The 21,904-nt window shown below is 42.2% G+C and carries 22 protein-coding genes and 2 riboswitches; of the genes, 19 read left to right on the forward strand and 3 right to left on the reverse strand.

Annotated elements, in window-relative coordinates:
- Positions 1-128: 128 nt before the first annotated feature.
- From FFM67_RS06035 to FFM67_RS06050, 4 genes are all read left to right on the forward strand, one after another.
- Positions 129-1,742, forward strand: coding sequence for a PTS transporter subunit EIIC (locus FFM67_RS06035; RefSeq protein WP_137613681.1), 1,614 nt, complete (start codon positions 129-131; stop codon positions 1,740-1,742).
- Between the two features lie 2 nt (positions 1,743-1,744).
- Positions 1,745-3,076, forward strand: a complete 1,332-nt coding sequence (locus tag FFM67_RS06040) for a 6-phospho-alpha-glucosidase (RefSeq protein ID WP_137613682.1) — start codon at positions 1,745-1,747, stop codon at positions 3,074-3,076.
- A gap of 77 nt (positions 3,077-3,153) precedes the next feature.
- Positions 3,154-4,053 carry a phosphogluconate dehydrogenase (NAD(+)-dependent, decarboxylating) gene (gene gnd, locus FFM67_RS06045; protein WP_137613683.1) on the forward strand — a complete coding sequence of 300 codons (900 nt, stop codon included), beginning with the start codon at positions 3,154-3,156 and terminating at the stop codon, positions 4,051-4,053.
- Complete coding sequence (locus FFM67_RS06050; RefSeq protein WP_137613684.1) at positions 4,050-5,432, forward strand: gluconokinase; 1,383 nt, start codon at positions 4,050-4,052, stop codon at positions 5,430-5,432. Before gnd ends, FFM67_RS06050 begins: the two co-directional genes overlap by 4 nt.
- On the opposite strand, the gene FFM67_RS06055 is transcribed toward FFM67_RS06050, so the two are convergent.
- Positions 5,420-6,154, reverse strand: coding sequence for a MurR/RpiR family transcriptional regulator (locus FFM67_RS06055; RefSeq protein WP_137613685.1), 735 nt, complete (start codon positions 6,152-6,154; stop codon positions 5,420-5,422). The genes FFM67_RS06050 and FFM67_RS06055 overlap by 13 nt on opposite strands.
- Positions 6,155-6,278: 124 nt before the next feature.
- Between FFM67_RS06055 and FFM67_RS06060 the strand changes: the two genes are divergently transcribed.
- The 3 genes from FFM67_RS06060 to FFM67_RS06070 all read left to right on the forward strand — a co-directional run bounded on the left by FFM67_RS06060 (position 6,279) and on the right by FFM67_RS06070 (position 8,339).
- Entirely contained in the window at positions 6,279-6,743 is a 465-nt protein-coding gene (locus FFM67_RS06060) for a PTS sugar transporter subunit IIA (RefSeq protein WP_137613686.1), read from the forward strand.
- Positions 6,744-6,981: 238 nt separating this feature from the next.
- Positions 6,982-7,821, forward strand: a complete 840-nt coding sequence (locus FFM67_RS06065) for a sialate O-acetylesterase (RefSeq protein WP_137613687.1) — start codon at positions 6,982-6,984, stop codon at positions 7,819-7,821.
- A complete protein-coding gene (locus FFM67_RS06070; RefSeq protein WP_137613688.1) occupies positions 7,818-8,339 on the forward strand; it encodes a PadR family transcriptional regulator in 522 nt (173 codons plus the stop codon). The genes FFM67_RS06065 and FFM67_RS06070 overlap by 4 nt, the downstream gene beginning before the upstream one ends.
- Positions 8,340-8,398: 59 nt before the next feature.
- Here FFM67_RS06070 and FFM67_RS06075 read toward each other — a convergent pair whose 3' ends face one another.
- Entirely contained in the window at positions 8,399-9,076 is a 678-nt protein-coding gene (locus FFM67_RS06075) for a DUF1003 domain-containing protein (RefSeq protein WP_137613782.1), read from the reverse strand.
- A gap of 119 nt (positions 9,077-9,195) precedes the next feature.
- Positions 9,196-9,897, reverse strand: a complete 702-nt coding sequence (locus FFM67_RS06080) for an SDR family NAD(P)-dependent oxidoreductase (protein WP_137613689.1) — start codon at positions 9,895-9,897, stop codon at positions 9,196-9,198.
- A 153-nt stretch (positions 9,898-10,050) separates the two neighbouring features.
- On the opposite strand from FFM67_RS06080, the gene FFM67_RS06085 reads away from it, so the two are divergent.
- The 12 genes from FFM67_RS06085 (at position 10,051) to hemW (ending at position 21,810) form a co-directional block, all read left to right on the forward strand.
- Complete coding sequence (locus FFM67_RS06085) at positions 10,051-10,461, forward strand: MarR family winged helix-turn-helix transcriptional regulator (protein WP_137613690.1); 411 nt, start codon at positions 10,051-10,053, stop codon at positions 10,459-10,461.
- 211 nt (positions 10,462-10,672) lie between these two features.
- Positions 10,673-11,056 carry a hypothetical protein gene (locus FFM67_RS06090; RefSeq protein WP_137613691.1) on the forward strand — a complete coding sequence of 128 codons (384 nt, stop codon included), beginning with the start codon at positions 10,673-10,675 and terminating at the stop codon, positions 11,054-11,056.
- Between the two features lie 254 nt (positions 11,057-11,310).
- Positions 11,311-11,412, forward strand: a riboswitch (glycine riboswitch).
- A gap of 3 nt (positions 11,413-11,415) precedes the next feature.
- Positions 11,416-11,485: riboswitch (glycine riboswitch) on the forward strand.
- Positions 11,486-11,599: 114 nt separating this feature from the next.
- Positions 11,600-12,004 (forward strand): GrdX family protein, encoded by a 405-nt coding sequence (locus FFM67_RS06095; RefSeq protein ID WP_170177996.1) that lies wholly within the window; start codon positions 11,600-11,602, stop codon positions 12,002-12,004.
- Positions 12,005-12,023: 19 nt separating this feature from the next.
- Positions 12,024-13,310: a glycine/sarcosine/betaine reductase component B subunit gene (locus FFM67_RS06100; protein ID WP_137613692.1), complete on the forward strand. Its 1,287-nt coding sequence runs from the start codon at positions 12,024-12,026 to the stop codon at positions 13,308-13,310.
- A 25-nt stretch (positions 13,311-13,335) separates the two neighbouring features.
- Complete coding sequence (grdA, locus tag FFM67_RS06105; RefSeq protein ID WP_137613693.1) at positions 13,336-13,809, forward strand: glycine/sarcosine/betaine reductase complex selenoprotein A; 474 nt, start codon at positions 13,336-13,338, stop codon at positions 13,807-13,809.
- 93 nt (positions 13,810-13,902) lie between these two features.
- Positions 13,903-15,204, forward strand: coding sequence for a glycine reductase complex selenoprotein B (grdB, locus tag FFM67_RS06110; protein ID WP_137613694.1), 1,302 nt, complete (start codon positions 13,903-13,905; stop codon positions 15,202-15,204).
- 58 nt (positions 15,205-15,262) lie between these two features.
- Positions 15,263-16,231 (forward strand): NAD(P)/FAD-dependent oxidoreductase, encoded by a 969-nt coding sequence (locus tag FFM67_RS06115; protein WP_137613695.1) that lies wholly within the window; start codon positions 15,263-15,265, stop codon positions 16,229-16,231.
- Positions 16,228-16,551 (forward strand): thioredoxin TrxA, encoded by a 324-nt coding sequence (trxA, locus tag FFM67_RS06120; protein ID WP_137613696.1) that lies wholly within the window; start codon positions 16,228-16,230, stop codon positions 16,549-16,551. Before FFM67_RS06115 ends, trxA begins: the two co-directional genes overlap by 4 nt.
- Before the next feature lie 12 nt (positions 16,552-16,563).
- A complete protein-coding gene (grdC, locus tag FFM67_RS06125) occupies positions 16,564-18,099 on the forward strand; it encodes a glycine/sarcosine/betaine reductase complex component C subunit beta (RefSeq protein WP_137613697.1) in 1,536 nt (511 codons plus the stop codon).
- An 11-nt stretch (positions 18,100-18,110) separates the two neighbouring features.
- On the forward strand, positions 18,111-19,268 hold the full coding sequence (gene grdD / locus FFM67_RS06130) for a glycine/sarcosine/betaine reductase complex component C subunit alpha (RefSeq protein WP_137613698.1): 1,158 nt from the start codon (positions 18,111-18,113) through the stop codon (positions 19,266-19,268).
- Positions 19,269-19,599: 331 nt separating this feature from the next.
- Positions 19,600-20,484, forward strand: a complete 885-nt coding sequence (locus FFM67_RS06135; protein ID WP_170177997.1) for an LPXTG cell wall anchor domain-containing protein — start codon at positions 19,600-19,602, stop codon at positions 20,482-20,484.
- Positions 20,485-20,661: 177 nt separating this feature from the next.
- Positions 20,662-21,810, forward strand: a complete 1,149-nt coding sequence (hemW, locus tag FFM67_RS06140; protein WP_137613700.1) for a radical SAM family heme chaperone HemW — start codon at positions 20,662-20,664, stop codon at positions 21,808-21,810.
- The last annotated feature ends 94 nt before the right edge of the window (positions 21,811-21,904 follow it).

Consider the following 21,904-nt stretch of genomic DNA (forward strand, 5'->3'; position numbering starts at 1 on the left):
ACGGCGGATTGTTTGGGGATGAAACCTGTTTCAAATTGTGAAACAGGTTGAGTTGTAAGCGGTAACTCTATATTTTTTTATTTCGTGACCGTATACTGAACACATCATAAAAGAAGGAGAGAAGAAAGATGAAAGCGAAAATCATGGATAGCATGCAAAAATTTTCAAAAGCGATGTTTGTTCCCGTTTTGATCTTGCCGATCGCCGGGATTTTGATTGCGATTGGAAATATCTTTACGAATTCGCGGCTGATTGAAATGTTTGGCTTTTTAGATAATCCGATCACGATGGGTTTTGGAAGCATTTTATCAGCAGCTTTGTTGCCGGTTTTAACCAACCTCGGAGTGATTTTCTGTGTGGGGATTGCCTTAGGACTTGCGAATAGGAAAAAGGCTGAGGCAGCATTTACGGCATTATTAGGCTATTTAGTTTTCTTATACGCAATGAATAAGTTTATGGAGCTAAGGGGGATGCTCGTGGCTCCGGATCAATTACAAGGCTCTGGACAAGCACTGGTCTTAGGTGTTCAAGTTCTTGATATGGGGGTTTTCTTAGGAATCATCTTAGGATTAGTTGTTGCGTTGATCCACAATCGGTTTATCGATACGACCTTTAACAATGCCTTCCAAGTTTATGGTGGCGCAAGATTTGTCTTTATTGTTTTGATTCCTGTATTAGTATTGGCAGCAATTATTTTGTCGTTTGTCTGGCCAATCGTTCAGCAAGGGATCGATGGTTTAGGCGGCGTGATTCAAAAGACTGGCAATTTCGGAATTTTCTTATACGGTTCTCTAGAGCGTCTGTTGATCCCAACTGGCTTGCATCATTTGATTTATACACCGTTTTTATACACTTCTCTCGGAGGTGTGGCAGAGGTCGGCGGCCAAGTATTTGAAGGCGCACGGAATATTTACTTTGCTGAAATCGCTGATCCGACTGTCCGAATTTTATCTCAGAGTGTCATTTGGGACGCGCGAGGGATCTCCAAAATGTTTGGTTTAATTGGTGCTTGCTTAGCAATGTATCAGACAGCCAAACCAGAGAATAAGTTCAAGGTTAAAGCCATCTTGATTCCAGCAGTAGTCACTTCGTTTGTTGCGGGAGTTACAGAGCCGATCGAATTTTCGTTTATGTTCGTGGCACCGGCACTATTCGTGATTCATTCCGCATTAAGTGGACTTAGTATGGTAGTGTTAAATATTTTTGGCTCAAGAGCAATTGGGCCAAACGGCTTTATCGATTTCCTGCTGTACAATATCCCGTTAGGAACAGAGAAAACTCGCTCGCCGATCTATTTATTAGTAGGAGTCGCGTTCTTCTTTATTTATTATTTCGTGTTCCGATTCTTAATCGTCAAATTCAACTTTAAGACAGTCGGAAGAGAAGATGACGATCAAGAAACGAAGCTGTATTCTAAAAAGGAATACAACGATAAAAAAGCTCAAGCTCCTGCAGATGGCGCAATGGCGGTGAATACTTCGGATGATCAAGTTTCAGGCGTGATTGTGGAAGGCTTAGGCGGGGCAGAAAATATTAAAACGATTGATAATTGTTATACTCGTTTACGCCTGAAATTGGCCGATCCAGCGTTAGTCAACGAAGGATTATTAAAAGATCAAACGCAAGCCAAAGGGGTCATTAGTAACGGGGAGAATGTCCATGTGGTCTATGGCTTGACCGTTCCCCAAGTACGAGAACGATTAGAAAAATATTTAGGTAGAGATAGTGGAGGAGACGAATAGTTATGAAGAAATTTTCAGTAGTCATTGCCGGTGGTGGAAGTACCTTTACCCCTGGTATCGTCATGATGATGTTAGACAACTTAGAGCGTTTTCCTTTGAAAACATTGAAATTGTATGACAACGATGGCGATCGCCAGGGAATACTGGGTGAAGCATTAGAAATTTTACTAAAGGAACAAGCGCCCGATATTGAGTTTTTATATACGACAGATCCAGAAACAGCGTTTAGTGATGTTGATTTTTGTATGGCTCATATTCGTGTCGGCAAGTATGCCATGCGCGAAAAAGACGAGAAGGTTCCACTACGCCATGGGGTATTTGGGCAGGAAACTTGCGGTCCTGGTGGGATTGCTTATGGGATGCGCAGCATCACAGGAATGTTAGAGATTATCGATTATATGGAAAAATACTCGCCAGATTGCTGGATGTTGAATTATTCCAATCCGGCCGCAATCGTAGCAGAAGCTTGTCGTGTGTTACGTCCAGATTCAAAAGTCTTGAATATTTGTGATATGCCTGTCGGGACGTTGCGGCGAATGTCGCAAATCGTTGGAAAAAAACCAGAAGAATTGGAAGTTCGCTATTTCGGTTTAAATCACTTTGGCTGGTGGACTAGTGTCAAAGATCGCGAAGGGCATGAATACATTGAGCAAATTCGTGATTATGTTTCTGAACACGGCTATTTAACGCAAATCGAAGTGGATACGCAACATACGGATCCAAGCTGGCAAGAAACCCATAAAAAGGCGAAAGATATTTTAGCAGTAACTCCAGAGTATCTACCGAATACGTATTTAAAATATTATTTATATCCAGACTATGTTTTTGAACATATGAAAGATCATCCCGAGTTTACCCGGGCAAATGAAGTTATGGCAGGGCGCGAAAAACACGTTTTCGATCATGCCCGTCAAATCATTGAGAATGGTTCAGCCAAAGGAATCGCATTTGATATCGATGCTCATGCAACTTTTATTGTAGATCTGGCTCGGGCAATTGCCTTTAATACCCATGAGCGGATGGTCATGATCGTAGAGAACAATGGAGCAATTGCTAACTTTCCTGATGATGCGATGGTAGAAGTTCCATGTATTGTAGGAACAGACGGTCCGGAAGCGTTGGCACAAGGACAAATTCCAGCCTTCCAACAAGCGTTGATGTTCCAACAAGTCACAGTGGAAAAATTAGTGGTTGAGGCTTATGTGGAGAACAGCTACCAAAAAATGTGGCAAGCGTTAACTTTATCTAAAACAGTTCCTAGCGCACAGGTGGCAAAGGAATTATTGGACGATTTGATTAGTGAAAATGGCGAGGCTTGGCCAGAATTACATTAGAAAAATGGATTGTAGCACAGTGGATGAAATAAACTGATGCTGCAATCTCTTTTTCTAAAGACAGTAGGAGGAATCAGATGGAAATTGCAATGGTTGGCTTAGGTAAAATGGGAATGGGAATCGCAGAAAATTTGTTGAGTCATCAGCATCAAGTTCGCGGATTCGATGTTGATCTCAAGCTTGCGGAAAAATTAACTGATTTGGGTGGAACCTTTTATTCTGATCTGACAGAGTTATTGGTAGCGGGTTCACAGCAAAAGATCGTATGGTTGATGCTGCCAGCTGGAAAATTAACCAATGATATGGTGAGACAAATTGCCCAACAGCTTCATGAAAGAGATATCGTAATCGATGCAGGAAATTCACATTATCAAGACAGTGTAGCGAATTATTCTTTCTGCCAAGCACGCGGCATCGATTTTATTGATGTGGGAACTTCTGGCGGGGTGGCTGGAGCAAGAACAGGGGCTTGCATGATGGTAGGTGGATCTATCCAAGTCTTTGATCAGCTGCAATCATTATTTTCAGATATCTGTGTAGAAAAAGGATACATGTATTGTGGCGAAGCTGGTAGTGGCCATTATCTAAAGATGGTCCACAATGGGATTGAATATGGGATGATGCAAGCGATTGCCGAGGGCTTTAATTTACTGCATCACAGCCCCTACGATTATGAAATGGCGGAAGTTGCACAAGTGTTCAATCATGGATCGGTTATCCGCTCATGGCTGATGGCATTAATGGGGAATTTATATCAAGAAGAATTAGATCTAACAGCGATCGCCGGGGTCATCCCATCATCAGGGGAAGGAAAATGGACAGTAGAGGAAGCTTTACGCTTAAAAGTCAATCTACCAGTCATTACCCAATCACTTATGACGCGCTTTGCTTCAGAGGATTGTGATAAGATAAGTGAGAAACTTGTCGCATTATTGCGCAATCAGTTTGGCGGACACGCCTTTGTAAAGGATGAATGATCTTGTCAGTATTTTTAGGAATCGATGTTGGGACTACCGCAATTAAACTAGGCGTTATTGAAAAAAATAAGTTGCTATATACGAATGACCACCCAGTAGAAACATCTGGCGATGAAATCGTCAAATACCAGGATGCAAACCAGGTGCTGGCTGTATTGCAAGAGGGACTCATGACGATCCCTCTTGAGTTGCGGCGACGAATCACGAAACTTGGTATCAGTACGGCGATGCATAGTTTGATGCCAGAGGACGATAGCGGCCAAATTTTTCTCTGGTCGGATCTTCAGGCAGCGGGAGTAATCGAGCAATTTAAGCAAGTTGAAAAGGCAACAGCCAAGCATTTTTATCAGCTGACGGGGACGCCGATCCATGCCATGTCGCCCTTTGCGAAATTATTGTATTTTCAAAAAGCTAAAAAATACCCGGCAGAGCTTCATTGGTCCGGCTTAAAAGAAATATTAATGAAGTACTTTACCGGAGAAACAGTGATCGACTATAGTACGGCTTCCGCTACTGGGCTATTTGATTTACGTAAAAAACAATGGAGTCAAGAAATTTTGAGCTATTTGGGGATGCGTGAGGATCAATTAGCCCATTTGGCAGACACAAATCAGACTTTCACGCTACTGCCAAGTATCGCAGAATTGTTCGGCTTTTCTTCGGAGCTACAGGTGGTCATTGGGGCAAGTGACGGAACGTTAGCGGCCTATGCTAGTTATTATGCTACCGGGCGCAGAGCCAGTTTGACCATCGGTACGAGTGGCGCTGTTCGACAAATTACTACGGACAATCAATTAGACGACGACAAGCAAAATTTCTGCTATTACTTAAATGGCGAGCTGAAGGTTAGTGGCGCGCCTTCAAATAATGGTGGGATTGTCCTTGCTTGGGCAGCTCAGCAGTTGTCTTTAGATCCACTTGATTTTTATGCGTCAATCCCAAACGTATTAGTAGAAACCGAGATAGGGAGCAGAGGACTGCGTTTTTGGCCCTATTTGAATGGGGAACGGGCACCTTATTGGGACAATGAGATCAAAGGTGGATTTTATGATTTGACCTTGCAACATACCAGAAGTGAGCTTTTACGAAGTGTACTTGAAGGTGTACTTTTAAACATTCGCCGCTTAGTTCAATTAGTCGCTAAAAATGAAGACTTGTCCGTCAGTGGCGGATTTTTTCAAACTCCCGCATTGGCCCAACTAGCAGCGACGGTTTTTGGCACTCCCTGCTATTATGCCCCTGAAAATGAGCCGATTTTTGGCTTATATTATTTGTTGGAACAACCGGAACTGGTGAAGAAAGAACAACAGCAAGTCTTTTTACCTGGTCCCCTTCAACAAGCAGCGTACAAACATTTAGCGGAGCATTATTTTGATTGATTTTTATGCGTAAATTCTTGAACAATATATTCCATTAGCAGTAATAGTTTCCCAAAAAAGCTATTATAAGTAACATTTTGACTATCAACCGGACGTTCATCGGCGACTTCAAAAATAATACTGGCAGCTTCAGTCGCTCGGGAGTGGCTGTTGCCGGTGAATAAGATAGTTGGGATTTGGTGTTCTTTAGAAAAGTGCATCTTTTCAATCACTTTTTGAGTCTCACCGGATTTTGAAATGACGATCAACATACTGATATTATTAGCGTTATTATTGATGATGCCCGCGGAATCAGCAGCATTTACAAATAAGGTTTTGATCCCATTCACCAATAATTTTTTGTAAAGGTATTCAGCAATGATACTGGAAAAACCAGTCGCATAAATCGTGATAAATTTTTCCTGATTGTCTTGATAGATTTTTTTCATCGTCTGGATAGACGGCGCTATTTTTTCAGTAGGAATCGAAATATCCACTGTGGCTTCTACCAATTGATTTTGCGGCTGGTATTGATTCTTGAGAAAATAAAATAACTCTAAATAACCAGAAAAATCTAATTTTTGTGCCAATCGCACGATGGTTGCTGGAGAAGTATAGAGTGTTCCGGCAATCTTTCTTAAAGAAACCCCTTCCAGTTCATTAATATGTGTGACTAAATAAGTTAAGATCGTCTGATCATTATCAGATAGTCGTTTTCCCTTAGTTACTAGTTCTAAATCCATTTATACACCCCATATAAAAATAATAAAGCTTTCGTATGCATTATACACTATGAATAGGTAAAAAAAGGCACTCCCTTTTCACGAAGGAAAATGTAACGCATCTTGCAATAGAAAGGAAAAAAATATGTTTGGTCTATTTAATAAAAAGCTTGAGCTTCATGCGCCTGTCTCTGGGAATGTTATTGAAATAACAGAGGTTAATGATCCTGTCTTTAGTCAGAAGATGATGGGGGAAGGTTTCGCGATTAAACCAACTAACGGAGAAATCAACTCACCTATCAATGGTCGGGTAAAATCCATCTTTCCTACCTTACACGCGGTAGCCCTTGAAACGACAGGGGGACAAGAAATGTTACTTCATATTGGTATTGATACCGTTGAATTACAAGGTGAAGGATTTCAGTCTAGTCTAACAGAAGGACAAAAGATCAAAATTGGTGATCCTTTAGTCCAGGTTGATTTGGCCGTACTTGCAGAAAAAGGAAAAGATAATGTCATCGTTGTTGTTTTACCAGAATTAAAGGACAAGCAGGTAATCGTTCAGACTGGTGAAAAACAAAGCGGTGAGGTCGCAGCCATTTTAAGATAAAACTTTGAGAAACAGCCTTTCAAATGAAAGGCTGTTTTTGCGAGTCGGGCTTTTCGCAGTAAGGTAGTGTGAAAAATAAAATAAGAGTGTTCACAGCAAGTGATCAACCCGTTTCGTCCAATCGCCTGCGTGGTGAAGAAAAACAAACAGGTTAAAAAGGTAAGCAAGATTCTAAAAAATTGACACCATAGTCTAATTAGACTAAGATAGAAAAATAATTGAAATTGAGGTGGAGACTATGAAATCAATCTTACTGATTGGTCAATCTAATATGGCAGGCCGTGGCTACTTAACCGACGTTCCGTCCATTTATAATGAACGAATCGAGATGCTGCGCAATGGACGGTGGCAAATGATGGCCGAGCCGATTCATTTTGATCGTGAAGTGGCTGGAGTGGGACCGGCGGTATCTTTTGCCAGTGCATGGACTCAAGCGCACCCCACAGAAAAAATTGGTTTGATTCCTTGTGCTGAGGGGGGGAGCGCCATTGATGAATGGAGAGTGGATCAACCATTAACCCGTCATGCACTGACAGAAGCTAAGTTTGCGATGGAATCCAGCGAATTGATTGGAATTTTATGGCATCAGGGGGAAAATGATAGTTTAAATGGACGTTACAAAGAGTATGAAGAAAAACTAACGCAGGTTTTTGAGCACTTTCGCCAGGAATTGGCTTTGCCGGAATTGCCAATCGTCGTCGGACAGCTACCTGATTTTCTAGGTAAGCAAGGTTTTGGTCTAAGTGCAACGGAATTTAAAGAAATTAATCGAGAAATGGCTAAAGTGGTGGCTAAGCTGGATCAATGCTATCTAGTCAGCGCAGAGAAGCTGACAGCGAATCCGGACGGCATCCACATTGACGCAAAGTCACAGCGACAATTTGGCCTTCGTTATTATGAAGCTTTTGCCAATCAGAAAAATGTGCTTAATCCTTTGCCCGATGAAGAAGACCGTTTGGCTGAGATTTATGGGCGGGAAACGACGAAAAATGAAAAGATTTATTTGTTGAGCCGTGATTTTGCATTAGGAAAGATCGATTTTCAGCAATTTATGGAACGCTTTGGAGCCGTACAATGATCCCATTGCTTATTTTAGGTCTGTTGAAGGAACAGCCAGCTTCTTATGGCTACGAATTATTGGCGAAGATGGAAGCCAACTATTTTGAGTATTTTGTTCGGTTTACTAAGGGATCATTTTACTATAATATCCAACAGCTCGAAGCTAAAGGACTGATCGAGCGTGTTTTCTCAGAGCCTCAGAAAGAGGAAAAAGAAAAGAATCGTTATACTTTGACTACCGCCGGGGAAAAAGAATTTAAGCGCCTATTTCTTCGTTATGGTAAAAAAAATGAGCCTATCACTTTTCCATTTTATACGCCGTTATTATTTGAGGATCAAGTGGCGCCAGAGCAGATGGTTCAGTTATTAGAGAGTCAGATAGCTCAGACACAAGAAAAAATACGTTTGATTGAAGTCGCGCTGGCAAATCCCGCAGAGCAACTACGACCTAATTTTCTCAAAATGATGGAGAATTCTAGGCAGCATCACCAAGTTAATTTGGCGTGGTTTCAAGAGCAATTAGCAGAATACAAATAACCGATGCGGGTCAGTCACTAGGATTCTAGTGACTGACCCGCATCGACTTTTAGTTTTTCTTATTCATCTTCAATCTTTTTTTGATCTATCAGTTCTTGTAGCAGTTCGATTTGAACTTGTTGCAACTCGACTAAGTGCTGCCATTTCGTTGCCATTAAATAGTCGATTTTTTCGTGGAGCAAGTGGATCTCAACTTCAGATTTGACGTTGACTTCATAATCATTATCCGCTTCCACCCGGTCCCGATCGGCTTGCCGATTTTGGCTCATTAAAATGATTGGTGCTTGGATTGCGGCTAAACAGGAAAGGGCCAGATTCAATAAAATAAAAGGATATTTGTCGAATGGATCGAAAAATAGCGGCAATGTATTCAAGACAATCCAAGCAAAAAGTGTTAACAAAAAGATAATGATAAAGGTCCAACTGCCACCAAACTTCGCGATGCCATCGGCGACTTTTTGACCAAAGGTTTCTTTGGTTTTTAGCGCATCGTTGACATTTTTGATTTGGACTTGCTCCTTACGGATTTTATGTTTCAACTCGTGATCAAATTGCTTTGATGTCGATATTTCTTTTTGAATCTGCTGATTAAGGTATTGAAATCGAAAATTCAATAAACGGCTATAGGAAATTGTGTCTGCCGCCGTCAACTCTTTATCCTTCGTTAAGATGAACTCTCGTAAATTTTTATCTAGTTCTGAAAGCGTAAAGTGTTGCTTGTCTTGATTGTCTGTCATAGGAATCACCCGTTTTTCTTTTAATGATAGCACGGGGACCAACCATTTTCCTAAAACTTGTCTTTTCTCTATCTTCAGTCTACTAAGAAAGAAAACAGCCTAAGGGATCGCCGGAATGATTACCACGGAATGATGCCATCGCGGTTGAAGAAGCCACCAGTCGGTCCTTTTTTATCGATCGTCGCTAATTTGACGATGGCATCGGAGCCTTGTTCCATTGTTTGCATACCGTTGCTGAAATTTTCTCCGGTCTTGGTTGGTCCGGGATCAACCGCATTGATCTTCATACTGGGCAGACTTTTCGCATACTGAACAGTCAGCATCGAAACCGCGGCTTTTGATGAGCTGTAGGCCAAAGCATTGACCTTTGATTCGATCTTATCTGGGTTCAATACTTGACCGAATGAACCAAGTCCGCTGCTGACGTTGACGATTACTGGGAGTTCTGACTGTTCTAACAGCGGTAGAAAAGCATGCGTCACGGAGACCAAACCGAAAACATTTGTGTCGTAAACGTTGCGCATGATCGCCGCGTCGATCTCTGCTGGCTTGCCGTAGCCGCCTGGAATACCCGCATTATTGATTAGGATATCGATCCGCCCTTCCTGTTTTTTGATCGTTTCAGCAGCCTGCTCGATTGAGTCCTCATCGGTGACATCCAAGGCAACGTAGGAAACAGCTAATTCCTTTGCGGCTGCGGCAGCTTTTGCTGCTTGGCGAGAGGTGATGTAGACATGATAGCCCATTTTTTTTAAACGACTGGCAGCGGTGTAGCCTAAACCAGTACTGCCGCCGGTAATTAACACGATTCGTTCTTTCATGATCCATTCCAACTTTCTTAATTAAAATAAAAACTTGTATTTACAACTTTGATTGGAGCATACGCCTGATTTTTTTATTTGTCAATAAAATAGTTGTGTTTAAAAGTATTTTTATTTTTTCTGTGCTAATATAATGATAAAGGGGTGGAACCAGTGAAAACAAATGAAGACAATCTCTCCGAAAATATTTATCAAGCAAACTTGGTTCAGCAAGAATTCATCGAGACACGTTTGAAAAAAATCGGTCTCACATCTCACCAAGCCCGCACGCTAAATTATATTTCTCATTATCCCGGTGTGATCCAGAAAAAAATTGCTCATTATTTAGGCAAACAAGATGCCACCATAACGAACATTTTGAAAACGTTGGAAAAAAAAGACTACATCTACCGTGAGATCCCTAAAAACAATGAGCGTCAGAAAAATTTATTTTTGACCGAAAAAGGCGAGGAATCCATCAAACAAATTCGTAGGATTTTTCAAGATCTTGAAGCGCAGTTGACGCAGAAGCTTGAAGCGGAAGAACAACTATTGCTAAAAAGACTATTGAAGAAGATCCAATAAACTCGACCTGGTGCGCCTTGTGCTCGCCAGATTTTTTTGTTTATATTCAACGACTAAAATAAGAAAAAATGGATTAAAAATTAATAGAAGTAACGTTAAGTTCCTATTGACTGTTTGTGAAGTGCTGAAAGACACTCAAAGTCCGATTGACAAGCCGATTTTTATTCGTTTATAGTGCAAGTGTCATCTTTAGTCAGAAGGAGGAGCAAACATGGTAGTCCAGCCTTTTTCAGCTCAGCAATTATTTAAGTTAAAGCGCAGAACGCTGGAAAAACGTCTGACTGATTATTATGAAGAGACCCAAGATACGAAGACATTGCTTAAACTATTGATTGCCCTTCAAATTCGTGACGCGCTGGGAAATGAAGATTTCTCTCAAGTTTTGCGGCCACTTGTTCGTCAGCTTTTTTTAAAGACAACTGCTACGCGCGTGCTGCGCCATTGTTATTGCCATTTTGAGGGCTATTTTTCTGCAAAAGAATGGCAGACGGTGTTAGCTCGCTTGTTTCCAATAAAAATATATTTAACCAAGCTGATCTCAAAATTTCGTTCCATTTTTAAACCAGAAACTTTGATCGGTTTGACTGATTCATGACAATTGATAGAAGTGAATCAAGCAACAGTCAACTGTTTGTTTTCAGGCATAGGGGTAGTCTATTTGTTGTGGAGTTTATTATTATTTTGAAAGAGTAGTTATTTTATGGCTCCTTCTATTTGTGAACAAAGGATTTCCTTTTGGGGAATAAAGCCATTTGAATGATTACAGTTGTTTTTATTAAATAGTTCAAAAGTTGGGTTGCATTTCCCTGACAGAATTGTTACATTTAATCATAGAAAACGCTTACAAAAAAGAAACTTGCGGGAGAGAGCAGTGATTGCCACCGAAGGTATAAGCTATGGACATGCTGGTTTCATAGTGAACATCTCAGGTAAATGGACCGCAAGCGGAAGCAACTCTGGAGAGCAGAAATGCGCCGAAGGAGCAACCTTTGAAAAAGGGGAATCTCTCAGGCTAGTGACAGAGGACAACGGCACAAGGTGTTGTTGTCCTCTTTTTTATGCTGTGGTACGTAAATACTTTTTTGCAAAGCCAGTCGCAAAATACATGTGAATTATTGAACAATAAGGAGGGGAACCAATGATTATCGTGACGAATAATCCAATGGTCAAAGAACAGATCAATCAGCAAAAAGTCATTGATTTCGTGGAAGGCTCTTACGGTGATGTCTTGAACTATGTCAAGCAGCGAGTAATTGATGAACGTCTGTATTTGTTATCCCATCCACTAAGCGGAAGTATCAAGCCTAATGAGACCTATTATAAAACAATTTTTTTAACGGAGACCAACTCTCAGTCCATCGACCTAGAGAGTTTAGAATATATGGAATCAGCGATAACCGTCTACGAGAAATTTATAAAAAATAAGCAGCGACCTAACTGGTCCTTAGGGGTGTTGCAAGATTTTGCTTTCGTAGATTTTTATATCGCCCAAAGTACGTTGGACCGAATAGGAGGTGACACGTGTTCGACTACTTGCTATTAAATAGAACTGAGGTGAGTCAATGAAACTCGAGATTGGCAATATTGAAATTAAAGATGTGGTTTTTAGTGAAGATGAAAAAATTGAGCAGGGCCGATTATCAATCAATCCCGCAAAGATCAAAGCTATTGTTTTAGAGGATGATCGATTATCTGACTGTGAGATTGAGATCGCCAAACCCGGCGACAGTCTCAGGATCACACCGGTTAAAGATGTGATTGAACCAAGATGTAAAGTAGATTCTGCCACGGGTATTTTCCCAGGAGTCATCAACAAAGTCGATGTCGTAGGTAGCGGCCGAACCCATGTCTTAAAAGGCTGCGCGGTTATGACGGTGGGGAAAATCGTCGGTTTCCAAGAAGGAATCGTCGACATGCAAGGACCTGGCGCGGAGCTCACGCCTTTTTCACAACTAATCGAAATTTGTTTAGTCTTGAAACCACAAGAAGGACTTGATCCCCACCAGTATGAAGAGGCCGCACGATTTGCTGGATTAAAAACGGCGGATTATCTCGGTAAGCTAGGTGAAAAAATTGAGCCCAACCAGCTTGAAACATTTGAAACACTGCCGTTGTTAGAGCAGATCCAACAATATCCGGATTTGCCAAAGGTTGGCTACGTTTATATGTTGCAAACGCAAGGACTGCTTCATGATACGTATGTCTACGGAACGGATGCGAAACACATCGTGCCAACGATCCTTTATCCGACAGAGGTGATGGATGGCGCAATTATCAGCGGTAATTGTGTGTCGGCCTGTGATAAAAATACCACGTATCACCATTTGAATAATCCAGTGATCGCGGATTTATATCAGCAGCACGGAAAAGAAATTAATTTCTTAGGTTTGATTGTAACCAATGAGACAGTTTATCTAAAGGATAAACATCGTTCTAGTGATTTTGTTGCGAAGCTAAGTGAATATTTAGGCTTAGATGGTGTGATCATTTCTCAGGAAGGGTTTGGCAATCCAGATACAGACTTGATCATGAATTGTAAAAAGGTCGAAGAAAAAGGCATTAAGACAGTCATTGTAACAGATGAATATGCAGGTAGAGATGGTGCTAGTCAGTCCTTAGCAGACGCCGACAAATTGGCAACGGCCGTAGTGACTGGCGGGAACGCAAATGAAACGATCCAGCTACCAAAAATGGATCGCTTAATCGGACAATTAGATTATGTCGATGTTATCGCAGGCGGCTTTGACGGCAGCTTGAAGGAAGATGGCACGATTGAAGTTGAAATCCAGGCAATTACCGGTGCAACGAATGAATTAGGTTTTAACAAAATGTCTGCTAAAGGCGTTTAAAAAGATAAATAGGGAGGAAATACTAATGACTTTAGATTTAAAAAATAAAAAAGTCTTAGTGATCGGCGACCGTGACGGAATCCCCGGACAAGCAATCGAAGCTTGTATCGAGGGAACCGGGTCAGAAGTAATATTCTCATCCACAGAATGTTTCGTCTGAACGGCCGCTGGTGCAATGGACTTGGAAAATCAACGTAGAGTTAATGAAGCAGTAGAAAACTTCGGCCCAGAGAACGTAGTTGTTCTGATTGGCGCAGCTGAAGGAGAAGCAGCAGGGTTAGCTGCCGAAACTGTGACGAACGGAGACCCTACGTATGCCGGTCCATTGACCAATAAACGGCTAGGATTAGCTGTATACCACGCAGTAGAGCCAGAATTTAAAGAAATTGTCGACCCAGATGTTTTTGAAGAGCAAATTGGCATGATGGAAATGGTTTTAGATGTTGATGACATCATTGAAGAAGTTTCAGAAATGAGGAATCAATACGCCAAGTATTAATTAAAATAGCGGAGCAAACGTCTTCAGTGTGCGACCAATAAGTCAAAAAAACTTGTTTGTAAAGCTAGACATCAACCAGTAAAGGAGCGTCTTATGACTAAATTTAAAGTTGTTCACTATATCAACCAGTTTTATGCTGGGATTGGTGGTGAAGAAAAGGCGGACATCCAACCATTCTCAAAGGCCGAAGTAGTAGGACCAGGTCTTGCTTTTATGAATTCATTTGGCGAAGAGGCAGAGATCGTCGGCACCGTTGTGTGCGGTGACAGTTTCTTTAACGAGAACTTGGATAGTGCCAAAAAAGAGGTGCTTGAACGCATCAAACAATTTGAACCAGATATCGTGGTGGCGGGCCCAGCCTTCAACGCCGGCAGATATGGCATCGCTTGCGGAGAAGTCGCGCAGGCGGTAATGACGGAGCTTGATATTCCAGCGGTAACGGGGATGTATGAAGAAAATCCCGGTGTTGAAATGTACAAGAAGGCAGCCTATATCACACCGACAAGAAATAGTGCGGCCGGTATGCGTAAAGCGGTGCCGGTAATGGCACGTCTTACGTTGAAATTGTTGAAAGGCGAAGCCGTTTCACCAGCTGCGGACAATTACTTTGTTCGATATCGCAAAAATTTTCAGGATGAAAAACGTGGCTCGGAACGAGCGGTAGAGATGCTGATTCACAAGGTGAAAAACGAGGAATTCGTGACTGAATTTCCGATGCCTGAGTTTGATAATGTGGCACCAGCCACGGCGATCAAGGATCTAACCAAAACGAAGATCGCGTTGGTGACTTCTGGTGGAATTGTTCCCAAAGGCAATCCAGATCGAATTGAATCGAGTAGCGCGTCGAAGTATGGCATGTATTCTATTGAAAATGTTGATACATTGACAGCGGATTCTTATGAGACGGCTCACGGCGGGTACGACCCTGTTTATGCAAACCAAGATCCAAACCGTGTATTGCCATTAGATATTGTTAGAGCAATGGAAAAAGAAGGGATGATCGGGAGTCTGCACAATTATTTCTATACGACCGTCGGCAATGGTACGGCTGTTGCCAACGCGAAGAAATATGCAGCTGAAATTGCGCAAAAATTATTAGCAGATGGTGTTGAAGCAGTTATTTTGACTTCCACCTGAGGAACCTGTACACGTTGCGGTGCAACGATGGTGAAAGAAATTGAAAAAACAGGTCTGCCTGTGGTTCATATTTGCACAGTAGTTCCAATCTCGCAAACAGTCGGCGCGAATCGGATCGTTCCAGCGGTCGCGATTCCTCATCCATTAGGAAATCCAAGTCTAAGTTTGGCCGAAGAGCAAAAACTTCGGCGGGGCATCGTTGAAAAAGCTCTAATGGCGATGACAACCGCAGTGGAGGAGCAAACCGTATTTGAATAATGCCGAACTGCCTGAGTGGCTTCACTCAGGCAGTTCATAGAGAGAAAGGAGCAAAGCAATGTACGATGTGATCATTATTGGTGGCGGACCAGCCGGCTTGACGGCAGCTATTTACAATGCCAGAGCCCGTTTGAAGGTGCTACTTTTAGAGAAAACGAAGCTAGGAGGGCAGATTGTATCCACTCATGAAATCGCCAATTTTCCAGGATCAATCAAGCTGTCAGAAGAAGAAACCTCAGGACCAGAACTAATCAAACGGATGACAGATCAAGCTGTGCAATTTGGCGCAGAAATTCAGTTGCGAAAAGAAGTTACTGAGTTAGAGTTAGAAGGCCAAGTTAAAAAAATTATTTGTAAAGATGGTAGCGTTTACGAGTCTCGCGCGGTGATTTGTGCCAACGGAGCTTTTCCTAGAGCGATCGGCTGTGAAGGAGAACAGGAACTAGCAGGAAAAGGCGTTTCTTATTGTGCGACTTGCGATGGCGCTTTTTTTGAGGATATGGAGGTTTTCGTGATCGGTGGCGGGAATTCGGCGGTGGAAGAAGCGATGTTTATTACTACCTTTGCCCGCAAAGTCACGATTATTCAAAATTTAAGTGAATTGACTGCGGATGCGATCGCGATTGAGCAAGTGAGAGCCAATGACAAGATCGATTATATTTTTGATTCTGTCGTGGAGCATATCGAAGGAGACGGCATGGTAGAGGCCATGACGATTCGCAATATAAAAACAGATAGACTGACACGTTTCGAAGCGGATAAAGAAGATGGGTTGTTTGGTATTTTTGTCTTTATTGGAAATGTCCCTAGTACTAAGCTCTATGAAGGGAAAATACCATTGAATGAATATGGCTATATGATCACTGACGAAGCGATGGCGACACAAATAGAGGGCGTGTTTGCGGCGGGGGATATGCGGCCGAAAGTGCTGCGACAAGTGGTTACAGCTACCGGTGATGGGGCGATCGCTGCCTTCTCAGCCCAAAAATACGTCGAGAAAATCAAAAGGGAGGTACTAGCAAGATGATCGAATTAACTGTTGATAATTTTGGATCAGAAGTAGTAGAACAAGACACGCCGGTGTTGGTGGACTGGTGGGGAGAGACTTGTGAAAATTGCTTAGCTTTGATGCCAGCTGTTGAAGAATTATATGAACAATACGGCGATCAAATCCGGTTCACGAAATTTAATACGTCACAGAAAAAAGTTCGGCGTTTCTGTATCCAACATAAAGTCTTAGGACTTCCGGTGATTTCAATTTACCAGAATGGCGAAAAAATTGATGAAGTAGCAAAGGATGATTGTACCAAAGAAACCATCGAAGAAATGATCCAGAAATATGTTTAAGGCGGGATACAGATGAATTATTCGACTTTACGAGGGGCAAGTTATGTATTGATCCACACACCAGATATGATCGAGCATAATGGAACGACCCAAACGATGGAAAAAATCACTACGCCAGACAGTCCGTATTTAGCCAGTCTTTACGAGCATCTTCGCAGCTATGAAGAGGTGGTGAATTATGCGCCAAACCAGACCTTCATCGGTAATTTAGGTTATGAAGCGTTAAAGGAGATTCCTCAGCCATGGATTAGTGAAACATATACCGGCAAGCGAGAAGGAAAATTCGGCGAGATTATGCCGGAATTGGAATTTTATGGGTTATTACAGCTGGTTGATGTGTTTGAACTGGTCCATTTGGAAGCACAGTTTGCGGAGAAAGTTCGTGCATCGTTAAATGAGCACCCCTTATTTAAAGCTGACACGGCAAAAATCAAAGAAGGCAAAGACGTGACGTGGCTCCAGCAAGAACTTGATGAAAACAACGGAGAAGGCCTATATTATGAACGCCAATTAGTTGGCTGTGTCAGTCCTGCCCATCAGATTGATGTGAATTTAAATGCGCACGTGATGCTAGAAAATCTCGTCGTTAAAGCCAGTGGGGTATTGGCTTTGCGGCAATTGATCGCCAAGCAGGGAATCGATCCTAAAGAAATTGATTATGTGATCGAATGCAGCGAAGAAGCTTGTGGGGATATGAACCAGCGAGGCGGGGGCAATTTTGCGAAATCGATTGCTGAATTATGTGGTTGTGAACACGCGACAGGTTCGGATATTCGCAGTTTTTGTGCCGGACCGACCCATGCCTTGATCACGGCGGCTTCCTTGGTGGCGGCAGGCACGCATAAAAATGTCGTTTTAGTTGCCGGTGGAGCGACAGCAAAATTAGGAATGAACGGCAAGTCCCATGTTGGAAAAGGCTTGCCGATTTTAGAAGATGTACTAGGCGGCTTTGCGGCGCTGATCAGTGAAAACGACGGAATTCATCCAATTTTACGTCACGATCTGACCGGTAAGCATGAGGTTGGTAGTGGTTCGAGTCCACAAGCCGTGACTACTGCTTTAATCGGGAGCATCTTAGAAAAAGCGCACTTGACGATTAAAGACGTGGATGTTTATTCAGTTGAAATGCAAAATCCTGATATCACCAAACCTGCGGGCGCTGGTGATGTTCCATTGGCGAACCTTAAAATGATCGGCGCAATCGGGGTGCTACGTAAGGACATCGAGAAAAAAGATCTAAAAGCCTTTGTCGATGAAAAAGCCTTAGTTGGCTGGGCCCCGACACAAGGGCATATTCCTAGTGGCATTCCTTATCTCGGCTTTGCAACAGAAGATTTAGTAATTGGCGATAAAAAACGAGCGATGATCGTTGGCAAAGGCTCACTTTTCTTAGGGCGAATGACGAATTTGTTTGACGGAGTCTCAATCTTGATTGAAAAAAATAGCGGAAAAGTTACCGAGGAGAACCAACAGGATTTAGAAGCATTAGTCAAACGAGAAGTAGCGCAGGCGTTGAGAAGTTTCGCTGCCAATCTTTCAGTAGAATAGAGGTGAAACCAATGTCTGATCAAGTAAAACAAACCGTAAAAAAAGTATTTGAGGAGCTAGCCATCAGCCTGGAAGCCGGGCGAATGGAAGCAGGAATGAAGATTGGTTTAACGATTGATGGCAGTGAATTGGGCTTGGATGTAATGAAACAGGCCGCATATGCGATAAAGCAAAAGAAGCTCTTTGATTTAGTGTTAATTGGCAGCGATGTCGACTGGGCCGAGGATTTTATTCATTATTCTACGACGGATTGCCAAAAAGAATCCGCTGAGTTGATGGAGGAACTGCTGGATAACGGTGAGATCCAAGGCTGTGTGACCTTGCATTATAATTTTCCAATTGGTGTTTCGACGGTCGGAAAAGTGCTCACCCCAGCGTTAGGTCGAGAGCTCTTTATTGCCACAACGACGGGAACGACTAGTGGTGTTCGCACTGAGGCGATGGTTTTAAACGCTATCAATGGGATTATTGCAGCGAAAGCCTGTGGTATCGAAAAACCGACTGTGGGCGTTTTAAATGTTGAAGGAGCTAAAACTGTTGAGCGAACTTTGACGACGTTGCAGGAGAATGGGTATGGGATAACCTTCGGAGAGAGTCAACGAGCAGATGGCGGCATTGTATTGCGGGGCAATGATTTACTATTAGGTAGCGTAGATGTCGTCGTTTGTGATAGCTTGACCGGAAATATTTTGATGAAGTTTTTTTCTGCGTACACTAGCGGAGGAAACTACGAGATCTCTGGTTCCGGCTATGGTCCGGGAATTGGTCGTAAGTATGACCGCAATATTTGTATTATCTCACGAGCAAGTGGCGCCCCGGTAATCGCTAACGCATTGGAATACGCCTACGAATTAGCACGAGGCAAACTGGGGGCCATCAGTCAACAAGAATATCAAAAAGCAGATCAAGCGGGGCTTAAAAAACTATGCGATAACTTGACTGAACCATCAAAAAAAGAAACACAAGAAATTGGATCACCACCAAAGGAAGTCGTCACCAGTGAGATAACCGGGATCGAGATCATGGAATTGGAGGAGGCAGTGAAAGTTTTGTGGGCAGCCAATATTTATGCCGAAAGTGGAATGGGGTGTACGGGACCAATCGTTTTGGTCAACCCTAAACAGTTAACTGCCGCACAGAATGAATTAAAAAATATGAATTATCTCTAAATAAGACGGACGGCTTTCTAGAAGGCTGTCTGTTTTTATAATTCTCTTTATTTTCTACACGCAATAGGATGGTAAAGCATAATCATTTTGATGTCAGTAATGAAAAGTTGAACTTTCAATCGTAGGTCGTAGGTTGTCAATGCTAAACTTTTTTAACTGAATAACGTGCAGGTAGAGTATGATTTATTGACGATGTCCCTGACCCTTTTTTGTGCAGTTGGGTTTTCTGTTGGCAAAACTTTTAAATTCTTTTTTAGACAAATCGGTCAATCTGTTTATTAACCTTTTTTGCTTTTCTTCGCTATAATGGTCGATGAAGGGAATGAATAGAATGACCAAGAGAAAAGCGTTTATTGCCGTGCTCGTTGCTTTTTCAGCGGGGCTTATTTTTTCTCCAGCTGTTAGTGCGGCTGAGACGAATGAGGCAACGGTGACTTCGATCCCAACAACGGCAACAACAGAAAGCAGTAGCCAGAAATTACCTCAGACAGATAGCATCGCCGCGCAATTGAAAGCGGCGACTGAACAATATGAAGCACGCAAACAGCAGATTGCTCAGGATTTGGCAGATGCTCAGCAGCGTCGGGGAAAACGTCAGCAAGACTTGCACAATGATTTTGAAGAGTTCCAAAATCAATTAAGTCAAAACCACGCGGATTTTCAGCAGCATGTATCTGAGGTAAATGGTCGTTTACAAACGGATCATGAAACGATCGAAAGTACATGGTCGCAAGCGCAAGAGCAACTTGACCAAGCTCGTGCAGACTTTAATAAGAAAATCGCCGATGCGAAGGAACTGCAAGCGCAGCTTCAAGCAGACAAAACGACAATCGATCAAAACATTTCACAAGTCAAAACCAGTGCACAGGCTATACAAAAGCAAGCTGTCGCAGGATCGGAAGCGGCAAAAGCCACCGGGGTAGATTTGGAAAATCGAGCAAATGATGTCGCTGGAGCAGTAAACCGGATCAAAGCGGTCGTTGATTCAGCAGGAGAGGACCTTAAAACGACTGAGGGCGCATCAAATCAAACGACTCAGCAGCCTCAAATAACTAAGATGGCTACCGAAAGTGTTGAGCCAACACAAAAACAAAATGCTCAGACATCTAGGGAATATCCTAAAACTAACGACTCGAAAAATCAGATTCTTTCTTTAATAGGGTTAGGAATAGTTGGGGGTCTAGGGTTGTTAATTCTTCGCAGACAGCGAGGATAGCTCTTGAAGTTCCCAAAGGCTGGAAGCTAATAGCTCCAGCCTTTTTTTTATTCTTTTGTTATGTCAATAGTTAAGATTATTTTTTGAAGGTTGATATCAAGCTGAGAAAGATTGTTAGCAGAAAAATCTATGTTAAAATACCCCTTGAACGCATACTGCACTAGAAAGAGGAATTACATGACACAATCTACATCAGCTTATATTCACATTCCATTCTGTGAACACATCTGTTACTATTGCGACTTTAATAAAGTTTTTATTGAGGGGCAACCAGTCGATGATTATATAGAAGCATTATTAAAAGAAGCTCGGCTCGCACTGCTAAAAAATCCAGTCGAAGAAATGGCGACGGTTTATGTCGGCGGGGGTACGCCAACTTCTCTGAGCGCATCGCAATTGGATCGACTCTTAAGTGGACTACGGGAAATTTTGCCTTTTGATCAAGGCGAGTTCACGGTTGAAGCGAATCCTGGGGATCTTTCAGCGGACAAATTAACGGTTATGAAAAATTATGGGGTCAATCGTTTGTCCATGGGCGTGCAAACTTTTGATGATCGGTTGCTAAAAAAAATTGGACGAAAGCATACGGCACAAGATGTTTATGATACAATCCACTTATTAGAGGAAAAGGATTTTCGCAATGTGACGATTGATTTAATTTATGCGCTTCCTGGTCAAAGTTTAGAAAGTTTTCGTGATACGGTCGCAAAAGCATTAGCATTAGACCTGCCCCATTATGCGTTGTATTCGTTGATTTTAGAAAATCAAACAATGTTTATGAATTGGGTACGCCGAGGGAAAATGCAGCTGCCGGAGCAAGAGATCGAAGCTCAAATGTATTCGGAAACGATCGAAGCGATGGAAAAAGCCGGTAGAAAGCAATATGAAATTAGTAACTTTGCGACACCCGGCTTTGAAAGCAAGCACAATCTCGTTTACTGGAACAATCAAAATTATTTTGGTTTAGGTGCGGGTGCCAGCGGCTATCTAGGAAATCGGCGCTATAAAAATCGTGGCCCAATCCAGCATTATTTAAAAGCGTTAGCAGAGGACCAGTTACCGCTACTGGAGGAAGAAGTATTGACCCGTAAAGAACAGATTGAAGAAGAGCTTTTTCTCGGCTTAAGAAAAATTTTAGGAGTAGAAAAACGTGTTTTCGCTGAACGTTTTGGTCAGAGTTTAACAGAAGTTTATGGCCCAGTGATTGAGCAATTAAAGGCGCAAAATCTCTTAGTGGAGAGCGAGACAAGGGTTCATTTGACCAAGCAAGGATTGTTTCGAGGCAATGATGTTTTCCAAGAATTTTTACTGAACAAAAACGATTAGCACTCTTATGTCAAGAGTGCTAATTTTTTGTATTTATTCCTTGACATCTTTAGCAGATGTGGTATATTAATAATCGAGTTAGCACTTAAAAAGA

The sequence above is a fragment of the Enterococcus viikkiensis genome, assembly GCF_005405345.1.
GTDB lineage: Bacteria > Bacillota > Bacilli > Lactobacillales > Enterococcaceae > Enterococcus_A > Enterococcus_A viikkiensis.